General features: G+C 65.1%; 13 protein-coding genes. 8 read left to right on the forward strand and 5 right to left on the reverse strand.

Features of this window, described 5'->3' with window-relative positions; all coding sequences use genetic code 11:
- Window positions 1–10: 10 nt before the first annotated feature.
- On the reverse strand, window positions 11–325 hold the full coding sequence (locus tag OKW38_RS25130) for a DUF4863 family protein (protein ID WP_429363524.1): 315 nt from the start codon (window positions 323–325) through the stop codon (window positions 11–13).
- 223 nt (window positions 326–548) lie between these two features.
- Between OKW38_RS25130 and OKW38_RS25135 the strand changes: the two genes are divergently transcribed.
- From OKW38_RS25135 to OKW38_RS25155, 5 genes are all read left to right on the forward strand, one after another.
- Entirely contained in the window at window positions 549–1,547 is a 999-nt protein-coding gene (locus OKW38_RS25135) for a helix-turn-helix transcriptional regulator (protein ID WP_429334942.1), read from the forward strand.
- A 114-nt stretch (window positions 1,548–1,661) separates the two neighbouring features.
- Window positions 1,662–3,341, forward strand: coding sequence for a 2,3-epoxybenzoyl-CoA dihydrolase (boxC, locus tag OKW38_RS25140; RefSeq protein ID WP_429363526.1), 1,680 nt, complete (start codon window positions 1,662–1,664; stop codon window positions 3,339–3,341).
- Window positions 3,342–3,439: 98 nt separating this feature from the next.
- On the forward strand, window positions 3,440–4,867 hold the full coding sequence (boxB, locus tag OKW38_RS25145) for a benzoyl-CoA 2,3-epoxidase subunit BoxB (protein ID WP_429363528.1): 1,428 nt from the start codon (window positions 3,440–3,442) through the stop codon (window positions 4,865–4,867).
- 16 nt (window positions 4,868–4,883) lie between these two features.
- Window positions 4,884–6,122, forward strand: coding sequence for a benzoyl-CoA 2,3-epoxidase subunit BoxA (gene boxA, locus OKW38_RS25150; protein ID WP_429363530.1), 1,239 nt, complete (start codon window positions 4,884–4,886; stop codon window positions 6,120–6,122).
- 277 nt (window positions 6,123–6,399) lie between these two features.
- The gene (locus tag OKW38_RS25155; RefSeq protein ID WP_429334938.1) at window positions 6,400–7,179 is read left to right on the forward strand and encodes an amino acid ABC transporter substrate-binding protein; all 780 of its coding nucleotides are present in this window, start codon (window positions 6,400–6,402) and stop codon (window positions 7,177–7,179) included.
- 130 nt (window positions 7,180–7,309) lie between these two features.
- Here the strand turns inward: OKW38_RS25155 and leuA are convergent, their stop codons facing one another.
- Window positions 7,310–9,016 carry a 2-isopropylmalate synthase gene (gene leuA / locus OKW38_RS25160; RefSeq protein WP_429363532.1) on the reverse strand — a complete coding sequence of 569 codons (1,707 nt, stop codon included), beginning with the start codon at window positions 9,014–9,016 and terminating at the stop codon, window positions 7,310–7,312.
- A gap of 397 nt (window positions 9,017–9,413) precedes the next feature.
- On the opposite strand from leuA, the gene OKW38_RS25165 reads away from it, so the two are divergent.
- Entirely contained in the window at window positions 9,414–9,746 is a 333-nt protein-coding gene (locus tag OKW38_RS25165) for a hypothetical protein (protein WP_090800949.1), read from the forward strand.
- Between the two features lie 99 nt (window positions 9,747–9,845).
- Here OKW38_RS25165 and OKW38_RS25170 read toward each other — a convergent pair whose 3' ends face one another.
- Window positions 9,846–10,472, reverse strand: coding sequence for a cadmium resistance transporter (locus OKW38_RS25170; RefSeq protein ID WP_429363534.1), 627 nt, complete (start codon window positions 10,470–10,472; stop codon window positions 9,846–9,848).
- A gap of 206 nt (window positions 10,473–10,678) precedes the next feature.
- Between OKW38_RS25170 and OKW38_RS25175 the strand changes: the two genes are divergently transcribed.
- On the forward strand, window positions 10,679–11,122 hold the full coding sequence (locus OKW38_RS25175) for a hypothetical protein (protein WP_429363536.1): 444 nt from the start codon (window positions 10,679–10,681) through the stop codon (window positions 11,120–11,122).
- A 43-nt stretch (window positions 11,123–11,165) separates the two neighbouring features.
- On the opposite strand, the gene OKW38_RS25180 is transcribed toward OKW38_RS25175, so the two are convergent.
- Window positions 11,166–12,440 (reverse strand): DUF3443 domain-containing protein, encoded by a 1,275-nt coding sequence (locus tag OKW38_RS25180; RefSeq protein WP_429363538.1) that lies wholly within the window; start codon window positions 12,438–12,440, stop codon window positions 11,166–11,168.
- Window positions 12,441–12,509: 69 nt separating this feature from the next.
- Complete coding sequence (locus tag OKW38_RS25185) at window positions 12,510–12,974, reverse strand: DUF2844 domain-containing protein (protein WP_429355820.1); 465 nt, start codon at window positions 12,972–12,974, stop codon at window positions 12,510–12,512.
- 398 nt (window positions 12,975–13,372) lie between these two features.
- Here OKW38_RS25185 and bamC point away from each other — a divergent pair, with 398 nt between their 5' ends.
- Window positions 13,373–14,608, forward strand: a complete 1,236-nt coding sequence (gene bamC / locus OKW38_RS25190; RefSeq protein ID WP_090800943.1) for an outer membrane protein assembly factor BamC — start codon at window positions 13,373–13,375, stop codon at window positions 14,606–14,608.
- Window positions 14,609–14,646 lie beyond the last annotated feature (38 nt).

Raw genomic sequence — 14,646 nt, forward strand, 5'->3', positions numbered from 1 at the left:
TGCTCGCGGCTCACGCGCGCGTGAATTCGATCGCCCCTTGCGGCAGCAGATACAGCACCAGCGCCCGGCCGTTCGCGACGCTCGGACGATGCGCCGAGCCGGGGCCGTACACGCACCAGCCGGCCGGATGGCCGTCGAACGTCGCGCCGTCGGTGAGGGGCATGATCAGATCGATCTCGCCGTGCGGATGGACGTGGTGCGGACCGGCAATGTCCTGCATGTCGACGACGTCGACGGAAAAGCCGTGCGTGTCGTCGTCGAGCGGCCGCCCGGCGAGTTGCCCAGTGACGCCTGCGATCAGGCGCTGGAATTCCTGTGGGGACATGCGAGCCTCCAGAAGCGCGCTCACGCAGGCTGGCCGCCGGGTCGCCGGCCGCCGGAACTTGGGTGCATGCGTATTGCGGCGCCGTCTCCGTGACGCGGCCGGAATGCCAAGGCGGCGCGCGACTGTGTTTATGATTGGATCAGCTTTTGGCGAAAATTAAACCGTTCATCTAGTGCATGTCAAGCACTATAGTACATGTATCGTAGTCACGAGGTCGCAAAACATGAATCAAAAGTACCCTCCCGCACCGTTGGACGATACCGACGACGCGGCCCGCGCCGAACGCACCGACCGCGCGGGTGAACGCACGGCCGAACGTGGCGGCGAGCGCGAAGAACGCGATCCGTTCCTGACCGCGATGGGCGAGCGTGTGCGTCTGCTGCGCGCGCGCCGCGGCATGACGCGCAAGACGCTGGCGGCCGAAACCGGTTTGTCGGAGCGGCATCTGGCGAACCTCGAATCGGGCGTCGGCAATGCATCGGTGCTGGTGCTGCGGCAGCTCGCGGCCACACTGAACTGCTCGCTCGCCGAGGTGATCGGCGACGAAACCACCGCGTCCGCCGAATGGCTGCTGATCCGCGAGCTGCTGCAGGGGCGCGACCAGGCGGCACTGCAGCGCGCGCGCATCGCGCTCGCCGAGATGTTCGCGCAGGCGCCGCGCGACCCGCACCGCAAGGACCGCATCGCGCTGATCGGCCTGCGCGGCGCGGGTAAGTCGACGCTCGGGCGCATGCTCGCGCAGGAGCGCAAGGTGCCGTTCATCGAGCTCACGCGCGTGATCGAACAGCTCGCGGGCTGTCCGCCGTCGGAGATTCATTCGCTGTACGGCGCGAGCGCGTATCGACGCTACGAGCAACGCGCGCTCGAGGCGGTGATCCACGAGCATCCGCACGCGGTGATCGCGTCGCCGGGCGGGCTCGTGTCGGAATCGGGCACGTTCAACGTGCTGCTGTCGCACTGCTTCACCGTGTGGTTGCAGGCGACGCCCGAGGAACATATGCGCCGCGTCGTCGCGCAAGGCGATCTGCGGCCGATGTCCGGCAACCGCGAGGCGATGGACGACCTGAAGCGCATCCTCGCCGGGCGCGCCGAGCTGTACGGACGCGCGGACATGTCGTTCGACACCAGCGAAAAGACGCTCGCCGATGCGTACCTGCAGTTGCGCGACCGTCTCGCCGCGCGGCTCGCGGCGGAAGCCCCCGACGAGGCGCGCGTGAACTGACCGATCGTGGGCGCCAGGGTTTCCCCGTAAAAATGCACTAAAGTGCTTTACGCTGGTATGACGATGCACTATTGTTCAAAAAACAGATTGCATCGTCCAGTCAGGAGACGCCCCATGTCCACAGCACCCACCGCCATTGCTCAGGCCGCGCCGGTCGACTATCGCACCGAGCCGTCGCAGTACAAGCATTGGAAGCTCAGCTTCAACGGTCCGGTCGCGACGCTCGGCATCGACATCGCCGAGGACGGCGGCATTCGCGACGGCTACAAGCTGAAGCTCAATTCGTATGATCTCGGCGTCGACATCGAGCTGCACGACGCGATTCAGCGCATTCGCTTCGAGCATCCGGAAGTCCGCACGGTGGTGGTGACGAGCCTGAAGGACCGGGTGTTCTGCTCGGGCGCGAATATCTTCATGCTGGGGCTGTCATCGCACGCGTGGAAGGTCAACTTCTGCAAATTCACGAACGAAACCCGCAACGGGCTCGAAGATTCGTCGCGCCATTCGGGGCTGAAGTTTCTCGCCGCGGTGAACGGCGCGTGCGCGGGCGGCGGTTATGAACTCGCGCTCGCCTGCGATGAAATCTATCTGATCGACGATCGTTCCTCTTCGGTGTCGCTGCCGGAAGTACCGCTGCTTGGCGTGCTGCCCGGCACCGGCGGACTCACGCGCGTGACCGATAAGCGCAAGGTGCGCCACGATCGCGCGGATATCTTCTGCACGGTGGTCGAGGGCGTGCGCGGCGAACGCGCGAAGACCTGGCGTCTCGTCGACGAAGTTGTGAAGCCGAACCAGTTCGAGCAGGCCATTCAGGCGCGCGCGCTCGAACTCGGCGCGCACAGCGATCGTCCGGCCGATGTGCAGGGCGTCGCGCTCACGCGCATCGAACGCACGGATCGCGAAGCTGGCCTCGGCTATCAGACGGTCGACGTCACGATCGATCGCGCGAAACGTATGGCGACCTTCACCGCGCGCGCGCCACAGACCGGGCAACCGACCGACCTCGCCGCGATCGCCGCGGCCGGCGCCAACTGGTGGCCGCTGCAATTCGCCCGCGAACTCGACGACGCGATCCTCTCGATGCGCACCAACGCGCTCGACATCGGCACCTGGGTGTTCAAGACCGAAGGCGACGCGCGCCACCTGCTCGCGGTAGATGCGACGCTGCTGCAGCACAAGGATCACTGGTTCGTGCGCGAAACGATCGGCATGCTGCGCCGCACGCTCGCGCGCCTCGACGTGTCGTCGCGCTCCATCTTCACGCTGATCGAGCCGGGTTCATGCTTCGCCGGCACGTTCGCGGAACTCGCGTTCGCCGCCGATCGCACCTACATGGCCGCGCTGCCCGACAACGAGGACGAGGAGCCGGCGATCACGCTGTCGGAAGTCAACTTCGGCCTGTATCCGATGGTGACGCATCAGTCGCGGCTCGCGCGGCGCTTCTACGAGGAAGCCGAGCCGCTCGACGCGGCGCGCGCGCTGATCGGTCAGCCGGTCAAGGCGCTCGACGCGGAGCGCCTCGGTCTCGTCACCGCGTCGCCTGACGATATCGATTGGGCCGACGAAATCCGCATCGCGCTCGAAGAACGCGCGGCGATGTCGCCCGATGCCTTGACCGGCCTCGAAGCGAATCTGCGCTTCAATGGGCCGGAGACGATGGAGACGCGCATTTTCGGCCGTCTCACCGCCTGGCAGAACTGGATCTTCAACCGGCCGAACGCAGTGGGCGAGAAGGGTGCGCTCAAGGTGTACGGCAAGGGCAGCAAGGCGCAATTCGATGTGTCGCGCGTCTGAGATGCGCCGCGCTCACTCCGACTAAACGACGCCGCCTGCCGATACGCGCCTCTCGCCACTGCAGCTTCCGAACAGGGAATTGACCCAGGGAACCGACCATGTCCTCGATCAACTACAGCGAAAAGATTCCGAACAACGTCAACCTCGCCGACGACCGCGCGCTGCAACGCGCGCTCGAACAATGGCAGCCGAACTTTCTGTCGTGGTGGGGCGACATGGGCCCGGAAGGCTCGCACGGTTACGACGTGTATCTGCGCACCGCGGTCAGCGTCGATGCGGGCGGCTGGGCGCACTTCGACTACGTGAAGATGCCCGAGTACCGCTGGGGCATTTTCCTCACGCCGGGCGAGCAGGATCGCACGATCCACTTCGGCGAGCACAAGGGCGAAGCCGCGTGGCAGGACGTGCCCGGCGAGCATCGCGCGAACCTGCGCCGCATCATCGTCACGCAGGGCGATACGGAACCGGCCTCGGTCGAGCAGCAGCGTCACCTCGGTTTGACCGCGCCGTCGCTGTACGATCTGCGCAACCTGTTCCAGGTCAACGTCGAGGAAGGCCGCCACTTGTGGGCGATGGTGTATCTGCTGCATCGCTACTTCGGCCGCGACGGTCGTGAGGAAGCGGAAGCCTTGCTCGGCCGTCGCTCGGGCGACGAGGACAATCCGCGCATTCTCGGCGCGTTCAACGAGAAAACGCCGGACTGGCTCGCGTTCTATATGTTCACGTACTTCACCGACCGCGACGGCAAGTTCCAGTTGTCGGCGCTCGCGGAGTCGGGCTTCGATCCGCTCGCGCGCACGACGAAGTTCATGCTGACCGAGGAAGCGCATCACATGTTCGTCGGCGAATCGGGCGTGTCGCGCGTGATTCAGCGCACCGCTCAGGTGATGAACGAACTCGGCACCGGCGACGTCGCGAAGGTCCGCGCGGCCGGCGTGATCGATCTGCCGACCATCCAGCGCTATCTGAACTTCCATTACTCGGTCACGATCGACCTGTTCGGCGCCGATCATTCGTCGAACGCGGCGACGTTCTATAGCTCGGGTCTGAAGGGCCGCTACGAGGAAGGCAAGCGCGACGACGATCATCGCCTGAACGAGCTTGCTTACAAGCTGCTCGACGTGCAGGACGGCAAGCTCGTCGAGCGCGAAGTGCCGATGCTCAACGCGATGAACGAAGTGCTGCGCGACGATTACATCAAGGACTCGGTTGCGGGCGTTGGGCGCTGGAACAAGGTGCTCGAGAAGGCCGGCATCGACTTTCGCATGACGGTGCCGCACAAGGCGTTCAACCGGCAGATCGGCACGTTCGCCGGCACGCGGGTGTCGCCGGACGGCCGTGTGCTCAGCGAAGCCGAATGGGCCGCCAACGAAGCGAACTGGCTCGCCACGCCGGCAGACCGCGCGTTCGTCGCTTCGCTGATGGGCCGCGTCGCCGAGCCGGGCAAGTTCGCGAACTGGATCGCGCCGCCCGCGATGGGCGTGAACCGTCAGCCGGTCGATTTCGAATACGTGCGCTTCAATTGAAGCAGGCGAGGAAGCCATGAACGGGCCAGTATCGGTCGAAGTTCTGCGGCAGCATCTGATCGATCCGGAGATCTGCATTCGCTGCAATACCTGCGAAGAGACCTGTCCGGTCGATGCGATCACGCACGACGACAACAACTACGTCGTGAAGGCCGACGTCTGCAACGGCTGCATGGCCTGCGTGCCGCCGTGCCCGACCGGCGCGATCGACAACTGGCGCACCGTGCTGAAGGCCGACGCGTATTCGATCGACGAGCAGTTTACGTGGGACGTGTTGCCGGAGCAGAACACGATGGCGGTGGCGGCTGAAGAACCGGTGGCCGCGTCCACCGCGGGCGACAGCGCCGCCGAAGCAGACGGCATCGAAGTGGATACCGTGCGCGGCGCGCTCGTGCCGCCGTGGTCGGCCGCGAAGCCGTACGTGAATCTCTACACGCATAAGACGCCGACCACCGCGACGGTGGTCGGCAACTACCGGCTCACCGACAGCGCGACGTCGAGCGACATCCATCACATCGTGCTCGATTTCGGCTCGATGCCGTTTCCGGTGCTCGAAGGCCAGTCGATCGGCATTTTGCCGCCGGGAGCTGCCGCCGACGGCCGCGTGCATCACGCGCGCCAGTACTCGATCGCGAGTCCGCGCGATGGCGAGCGGCCCGGCTATAACAACGTGTCGCTGACGGTGAAGCGGGTGTCGCAGCAGCACGGCGACGCGATCGACGGCGTGTGCTCGAACTATCTGTGCGATCTGAAGAAGGGCGACGTGGTCAACGTGATCGGTCCGTTCGGCAGCACCTTCCTGATGCCGAATCATCCGAACTCGCATCTGCTGATGATCTGCACGGGCACCGGTTCCGCGCCGATGCGCGCGATGACCGAGTATCGCCGCCGCAAGCGCCTCAAAGGCGCGACCGGCAAGCTGATGCTGTTCTTCGGCGCGCGTACCAAGGAGGAGCTGCCGTACTTTGGACCGCTGACGAATCTGCCGAAGGATTTCATCGACACCACGCTCGCGTTTTCGCGCACCCCGGGACAGGCGAAGCGCTACGTGCAGGACGCAATGCGCGAACGTTCGGCCGACGTCGCGAACCTGCTGAAGGACGACAACACCTATATCTACGTGTGCGGCCTCAAGGGCATGGAGGACGGTGTGCTGCAGGCGCTCAAGGATATCGGCGAGCAGCATCAGATCGATTGGGAAGCGTTGTGGGCGAAGCTGAAGCGGGAAGGGCGGCTGCATCTGGAGACGTACTGAGCGGCGCGCCGACACGCCGACCCACCCGAAAGCTCCGCGAAAAGGCTCCGCAAAGGCTCGTGAAAGCATGAGCGCTTGCGGGGCCTTTTTGCCTGCGCCATGTGCTCGACGGCAGAGCGCAGCGGCTGACCTGTGCGGATCGACGCACCGCGCGCGAAGCGCTTTGAAAATCGCGGACGGTTTGCTACAGTCGGCCCACACAGCCGGCCGCACGCCGGCACTCCCCGCCAAACGCGGCAGTCCGCCACCCGCGCAGCCACTCAGACGGAGCCGTCCGATGAAGCCGATTCGTTCACTTGCGATGATTGCGCTGTTGCAGGCAGCACTCGCGCATCCGGCTAGTGCCGACGATCTCGCGCGGATCAAGGCATCGGGCGTGTTCCGGATCGGCACCGAAGGTACGTACGCCCCGTTCACCTACCACGACGACGCGGGCAAGCTGACCGGCTTCGATGTCGAGCTTGGGAGCGCGATCGCGCAGCGTCTCGGCGTCAAGCCGCAATTCATCGAAGGCAAATGGGAAGGACTGGTCGCCGGTCTCGACGTCAATCGCTACGACGCGGTGATCAACGAGGTCGCGATCACCGACGAGCGCAAGCTCAAATACGATTACTCGGACCCGTACATCACGTCGCACGCGGTGCTGATCGTCGCATCGGAGAACACGACGATCAAATCTTTCGACGACCTGAAGGGCCGCAAATCGGCCAATACGCTGACCAGCAACGTCGGCAGGATCGCGGCCGCGCACGGCGCGCAGGTGATCCCGGCGCAGGGCTTCGACGAATCGATCGAGCTGCTCGTCGCGGGCCGCGTCGACGCGACCGTCAACGATTCATTGTCGTTTCTCGACTACAGGAAGCGCGAGCCCGAGGCGAGGATCAAGGTCGTCGCGGTGGATACGTCGCCCGATAGCAGCGACAAGTCGGCCGTACTGATCCGCAAGGGCAATCCGAAGCTGCGCCTGGCGATCGACGACGCGCTCGCCGGCATGAGAAAAGACGGTACGTATCAGCGGATTTCGCTGAAGTACTTCGGCCGGGACGTATTTCATTGACCGTCGGCCGAAACGTTGACGCGGATAAATCCACATTAAAAAAGAGGGGGCGTCGAAACGCCCCCTCTTCGTTGTCGTCAGCCCGTCGAACATGCGGCGTGCCGCACGTTCAACGCGGCAGACGCTGGCCTCACACCGTCGCGTCGCTCAGCGCGGCGTCGAAGAAGCGCTCCTGGGCATCCGTGTTCACGCGTGCATACGCGCGGTTCACGCCGCTGATCACCGCGCGGATCGACGCGGTGATCAGGTTCGCATCGACACCGACGCCGAACGCGCTGCCGGCCACATCGGTGCCGGCCATTTCGGCGATCGCGATCGCGCGCGCATCGGCGCCCTGCGTGAGCGCGCGTTCCTCGTAGTGCTGGATGCGCACGGGCACGTCGAAGGCGTGCATCAGCGCGTCGAGCGGGCCGTTGCCGGCGCCGCTCAGCACGCGCGGCGTGCCGTTGATTTCGACGTTGAGCTTGATGTGCTCGCGGCCGTCATGCTCGGACAGGCTGTGGCTGATATAGCGGACCGGCTCGGCCGTGCGCACGTATTCCTGCTGGAACAGTTCCCAGATCTGCGCGGGCGTGACTTCCTGGCCGCTCTGGTCGGTGAAACGCTGCACGGCCGAGCTGAAATCGACCTGCAGACGGCGCGGCAACACGACGCCGTAGCTCTGCTCGAGCAGGTACGCGATACCGCCCTTGCCCGACTGGCTGTTCACGCGAATCACGGAGTCGTAGGTTCGGCCGAGGTCGCTCGGATCGATCGGCATGTACGGCACTTCCCAGATCGCGTCCGGCTTCTGCGCGGCGAAGCCCTTCTTGATCGCGTCCTGGTGCGAGCCCGAGAACGCGGTGAAGACGAGATCGCCGACATACGGATGACGCGGATGCACCGGCAACTGCGTGCATTCCTCGGCCGTGCGCGCGACTTCGTTGATGTTCGAGAAGTCGAGCTCGGGGTCGACGCCCTGCGTGTACAGGTTCAACGCGAGCGTGACGAGGTCGACGTTGCCGGTGCGCTCGCCGTTGCCGAACAGGCAACCTTCGACGCGATCCGCACCCGCCATCACCGCGAGCTCCGCGGCCGCGACGGCCGTGCCGCGGTCGTTATGCGGGTGGACGGAGACGATCAGCGAGTCGCGACGCGCGAGATTGCGGTGCATCCATTCGATCTGGTCGGCGTAGACGTTCGGCGTGGCCATTTCGACGGTGGCCGGCAGATTGACGATCGCCTTGTGCTCGGGCGTCGGTTGCCAGATGTCGAATACCGCGTCGCAGACTTCCTTCGCGAATTCGAGTTCGGTGCCGCTGAACACTTCCGGGCTGTATTGCAGCGTGAAGTGCGTGTCCGGTTGCGCGTCGGCGAGGCGTTTCATCGTGCGCGCGGCCTTCTGCGCGAGTTCGATCACGCCGCTCTTTTCGAGGCCGAACACGATCTTGCGGAATTCCGGCGCGGTCGCGTTGTACAGATGGACGATCGCGCGCGGGGCGCCGCGCAACGATTCGAAAGTACGCTCGATCAGATCGTCGCGCGCCTGCGTGAGCACTTCGATCGTCACGTCGTCGGGAATATGGCCGCCCTCGATCAGCTCGCGCACGAAGTTGAAATCGGTCTGCGACGCCGACGGAAACGCGACTTCGATTTCCTTGAAGCCGATCTGCACCAGCGTCTTGAACATGCGCATCTTGCGCTCGGCGTTCATCGGCTCGAACAGCGCCTGGTTGCCGTCGCGCAGGTCGGTGCTCATCCAGATCGGCGCGCGCGTGATGGTGCGCGACGGCCACTGGCGATCCGTCAAATTGATCGGCTTGAACGAACGGTACTTGGTAGCAGGGTTTTTCAACATTTTCATCATCCGGGGGAGAGACCGTGGAATGGGTGTCGACCGGACGACGAAAACGCGATACAGGGCCGCCGGTCGGAAACCGGGGCTGGGTCAGTTACTGGGGATTCAAGCGATGCTTCGGTGTATCAGAGAGAAGCGGACGCGCGCAGCAGCAGACCTAGCCCGGTAGAGCGGGCTAGTAGTAGCGATAGGGTGGTCTGGGCGCGGTACATAGTGCGCAATGGGAACATATTATTGAGAAAGCGTCAAGGGCCGAGGTGGAGTGGGCCGCGGCCTGCTCGGCTGCAGAAGGGGGCGAGCGGCCGCTCGCATGGAAGGTGCCGTGGGACGCTCGCGCGGCACTCGATTCAGGGGTGAGCTCACGAGGCGTCGTCAATTCACAGAGCAGGAGGTGAACATGAAAAGGGTAGCGAAGATATCCGGCCTCGCGAGGATCTGCGCGTGCGCGGCGTTGGCATGTGGGTTCGTCGGGCAGGCCGGCGCGCAGGGGCTCAGCGCGCAGAACGACATGAACGCGCCGCAGAACAGTACAGGTCTGATGCCGCAGGCGGCGCGCGGCAGCGAGTATCCGACGCATGGCAACCAGCAGGCGGGCGAGCTGAATCTGAATCCGACCGATCCGCGTGCGCAACTGGTCAACGGCTTGCCGAACAACGCGAGCGCGGGCGGCTATGGCGCGCCGCTGGCGGGCGTGCGTACTTACGTGCAACCGCCCCAGCCGGCGAATTGAGACTGGCGAAGCAGGATCGGCAGACGAAGACTACGACGCTGAAGGCGGCAAGCCGAAGCCGTTGCGTGCCGCGCAGTCTTCGTCGACGCCCCGCGTTGATCACGCGCCGGACCAAAGTCGCAACGTATCGCTGTTCACCATCACCGATACGCCTATCGTGACGAGGATCAGCGGCAGCAGCGCCGAGCCGTAGCGCCGGATCGGCGCGCCGAGCAGCGGGTGGTCGACCAGCCATGCCGCGCCCGCGCACCAGAGCCCGATCATCACGACGAACACGAGCGAAACCAGCGCGTTCTCGGCGGGCGTACGACTCGCGTACAGCGGCACGTAGACGGCGAGGTTGTCCGAGCCGTTGGCGATGGCGACGCTCGCGACGGTCCAGCTCGATGAGCCGCGAACGGATGGCGGGGCGCTTGCGCGGCTGTCCTCGCCATCTTCGCTGGCGTTGCGCCGCGCGTGGCCGGGACCGAAGCGCTGCCAGGCCTTGTGCAGGCCCACGACGATCGGCAGCAAGCCGAGCAGGCCCACATAACCGGCCGGCAGGCGCGTGAGCAAGGTCGCGAGCACGAGCGCCGCGGCGACGAGGATCAAAGAGCCCGCGTACTGTCCCGCGACCACACGGCGCCGCTCCACGCCCGTTTCGGTCAGAAAGCCGAGCAGCACGAACAGGTTGTCGATATTGGTCGCGGCGTAGGCGACGATCGCGAGCAGGACGAGGCTGAGCATGAAGAAGCCGAGATCGTTACCGGGGGTAGAGTCGTTTTGAATTCGCCGCGCAATGTGGGCAACCGGGCTGCCGGCTGCGCCATCGAGGGCGCGACCGGTCAACACAATGCCGATGCGCTGGGTCAAGGTCAAGCGGCAGGCGGCCGCGAAGCCCGGCGACGGGGTCGTAAGCTACAATGACCGAGGCTTTGAACAACGGAACATCGATGAAGATTCGCCTTCTCTCTATCGCCTGTGTCGCGAGCGCCGTGGCGCTGCTGGCGGCCTGCACGATCGGTACCCGCAACTCGGGCGCATGCGAACAATTGATGCGCAGCAAGCTGGCCGAGGCGTCGTCGGGGATGTCGTCGGATACGCTGCGGGTCACGCATCGCGGGGCCGCGATTCGCGGCTCGCGCGTCGTGGTGGAGGGGACGATCGAGCACCGGGTAAGCGCGTCCGAGGTGGCGGTCTCCGCGCTGCTCGCGGCATCGGCATCGCAAGCGGCGACGGACGTCAACGTGGCCGCGAAGCAGGCCGAGCCGAAGAGGGTCAGCACGCCGGCCGCCGCCGAGTGCACGTTCCACGGCGAAGAGCTGGACGTATTCCGCTGGCTCGCGCCGGCAAAGCTGGCCGCGCCGGCCGCGCAACCCGCCAGCGCGGCGGGCTGAGTTCCCGTCCGCGTCTCGCGCCATCGCTGCGCGTCCAACCCAATCAACCTCTGAACGCGTAATACGGCCCTTGGCCGGCCGACTTATTGCGCGCCGCAATCGCCGTGTAAATGCGTTTGCCGTAAAAGAACGGCAAGCCCCAGCCGAAGCCCTGACTCGAATTGCCGGCGAGATTGTCGAATGCGTTGTTCGACGACGAGAACAGCGTGCTCGAATTGGCTATGTCGAATGACACCGTGCTCGACACGCCATCGATGCCGGTGATCGACGCGCTCGCCGACTGCGTCGAAGTCGGGCAGTACCAGAAGCCGCACAACGGGAACTGCGTCGAGTGGAAGAACAGGCCGTTCGAGCCGCTGTCGAGATAGCTCACCGCATAGGTCTGACCGCCCGAGTTCGTCGTCACGTAGCCGGTCGCGGCGTTCGCCTTCAGGACGTTCGGGCTCGTCAGCGTGTTGTTCGACTGGGTGCCGATGCCGAAGATCAACGAGCCCGACACGCTGGCCGCGCCCGCATCGGCGACGGCCGGCAGGTCGATCACGACGCCGTTGTTGTCGAGCGGGAAGCTGCTGACCGGGTTGGTCACCTGTTGTGCGAGCGGCTGCGCGGTTGCGGTGCAGCCGCTCGTCGTGCAACTGTAGTACCAGCGCGGCAATGCGGAGTTCGAGCAGCCGTTGCCGCAGTCGACCGGGAACAGGCCCACGCCGAGGATCCCGTTCGAGTGCAGGCTCGACACCGTCAGCAGCGACGCGCCGGAGTTCGCGCAGTCGGTGGGTGCGGCGGGCAGCGCACTGTCGGCGATTACCTGGATCGGAATCGATGACGCCTGTTGGCCAGCCATGCGTACGTCCGCGTTGCGGATCGAGCCCCACGCATAACCGCTGCCGAACACCGCGCATTCGGCGCTCACGCCGCCGCCCGCGGCGATGCTCGGCAGCGACAGGGTCGTCGGCAGCGCCGATGCGAGGATGCGCAGGCCGTTCGAGCCGGTGTCGACCTGGATGTCGTCGATCGTCGCGCAGTTGCTGGTGCCGGCCTGGCAGACGGTGACGCTCGTCGTCAGCATGTTGCGCGTACTGCCGGGCGATACGCCGACCGTGACCAGCTGCACGTTGGGCGTGGTCGATTGCGGCACGTTCGCGCTCTGCGTCGTGTTCGACGCGCTCGTGGAACTGGTCGACGAGGTCGGCGCGGTCGCGGACGGCGTCGAGCCCGAGCCGGACGAGCTGGACGAGGAACTGCCGCCTCCGCCGCCGCAGCCGACGAGGGCCGCGCAGACGATCAGAAGCAGGGCATGGAAACGCAAGGCGGATTTCATGGCGTGGCGATCCGTCGGGTGGAACTCAGGCGTGAAGGGGGCGCGAGCGACGCGTGCGGGGCGCACGCGTTACTGGATGTCGTCGGAGGTGACGCCGGCGGGCAAAGCCGCCGGCAGCCACGCGCGGCCGACGTAGCCGCGCATCGGTCCGCCGGACTCGACGATCACGTCGGCGCGCGTGACCCGCGACGAATGCAGATTGCCGCTGCCGGCCGCCGCCGCGGCGCCTGTCTTGTACGAGTCGCCGTATTTGCCGAGTAGCGCGTGCAGATCCGGCATCGTCGGGCCTTGCCACGCGTAGGCGACGATCAGGCCGGTGCTGGTCGCGTATTCGTTGATGGTCGTATTGCCAGCGTCGGTCCACGTGCGCTCGCGCAGTGCGCCATTGAGCAGCGTGCGCGGCGCGCTCGCGCCCGACACCGCCTGGCTCGGCATCGTGCCGCCCAATTCGGCATGCGCGCCGAAGCTCGCGCAGCACGCGACGAGGGCGATCGCCGAGGCGATCGCGGATGGATTGAGACAGGACTGGGACATGAGGCCTTCCTCTTTTGGCGCCGGATTTTTTATTGAGATAACTCGATTAGTCTAGCGCTGGTTTTTTCTGGTCTTTGCACATCGCGGCGGACAGGACCGCACGCCATGTTTAAAAACAAGCCGCATGCAGACCGGAAGCCCTTATTCGGCGGGCCTCCGGCAAAGACTTGGGAATACTCCCAAGGTCAACTCGAAAGTGTTATTTAGTGTTAAATTTACCTCATAAGAAGGCAAATAGCATGATGGGCGCGGACTTTTTTCCCGTGGTCGCTTCGTAGCCGTGGCATGTGGCGATTCGCGGGCAAACCCCAGTTTTTGCACAGGCCTCACCGGGACCGGTAAAATGTTGGGTTGATCCACGGAAACTTGCCGTGGCGTAGCGGAAGGATTCCCCGAACATGACTGATTTTCGTCTCACCAAGCGGTTTGCAGTAATGCTCATGGCAGGCGGGCTGGTCGCCGGCTGCGGCACCTCGTCGCCGACCAAAATCGACTATAGGAGCGACTCCCGTTCTAAGCAGGTATCGCTTGCCGTACCGCCGAACATGATCGACGAGACGGCCGATCAGCGTTCGCTGCCGCCGCAGGGCGGCGAAACCTCGCTGTCCACGCTGAAACAGGTGCAGGCACAGGCGCCGGCCGGCGACGCGGTCGCGGTCGTGCCGCCCGTCCAGGGCATCCACATCCAGCGCGACGGCACCGAGAGCTGGCTCGTGATCGACAACAAAACGCCCGATCAGGCCTGGCCGCAAATCCGCCGCTTCTGGCAGGAGCAGGGCTTCCTGCTCGTCGTCGACCAGCGCGACAAGGGCGTGATGGAAACCGACTGGAACGAAACCCACGCGCAGATCAACGACGGCTTTATCCGCAACACGCTGTCGAAGGCGATGGGCAACAGCTACGTGAGTTCGGAGCGCAACAAGTTCCGCACGCGTCTCGAAGCGGCGCCGAATGGCGGCACCTATGTGTTCGTCAGCCAGAAAGGCATGCGTGAGGCGATCACCGGTACGAACAACGAGTCGACCCAGTGGCAACCCAAACCGAACGACCCGGCGCTCGAGCAGGAATACCTGAAGCGCCTGATGGTCTCGCTGGCGCGGGCCGATTCGGGTAGCAACGCGGGTGGCACACAGAACGCCGAGCTGTCGCCCGCGGGCACGCAGATCGCGCCGAACGCGGCGACGGCGGGTGCGAAGTCGGCGACGGCCGCCGTTGTCGCGCAGAACGTCGCGCTCGCGGCGCAACCGCCTATGCCGGACGCGGATTCGTCCAACAACACGTCGGCGCAGCTCTCATCGACCGAACTCACGCTCGGCGAGCCGTATGACCGCGCGTGGCTGCGCGTGGGCCTCGCACTCGATCGCAGCAATTTCACGGTCGACGATCGCGACATGAGCCGCGGCCTCTATTTCGTGCGCTACGTCGATCCGAAGGATATGTCGTCGGCCGAGCAGGGCTTCTGGAGCCAGGTCTTCCACGGCAAGAAGGAGAAGGTCGCCAAGCAGTATCGCGTGAACGTGCGCGCCGTGACGCCGAACCAGACCCGCGTGGCCGTGGTCGACGACAAGGGGCAACTCGACGAAAGCTCGCAGGCCAAGCAGATCATGAGCCTGATGGCCGACCAGCTGCACTGATACGAGAGCCTCGCGGCCGACGCCGCCGGTTCGACGAA

Source organism: Paraburkholderia sp. MM5496-R1, from assembly GCF_050436205.1.
GTDB classification, from domain to species: Bacteria; Pseudomonadota; Gammaproteobacteria; order Burkholderiales; family Burkholderiaceae; genus Paraburkholderia; species Paraburkholderia tuberum.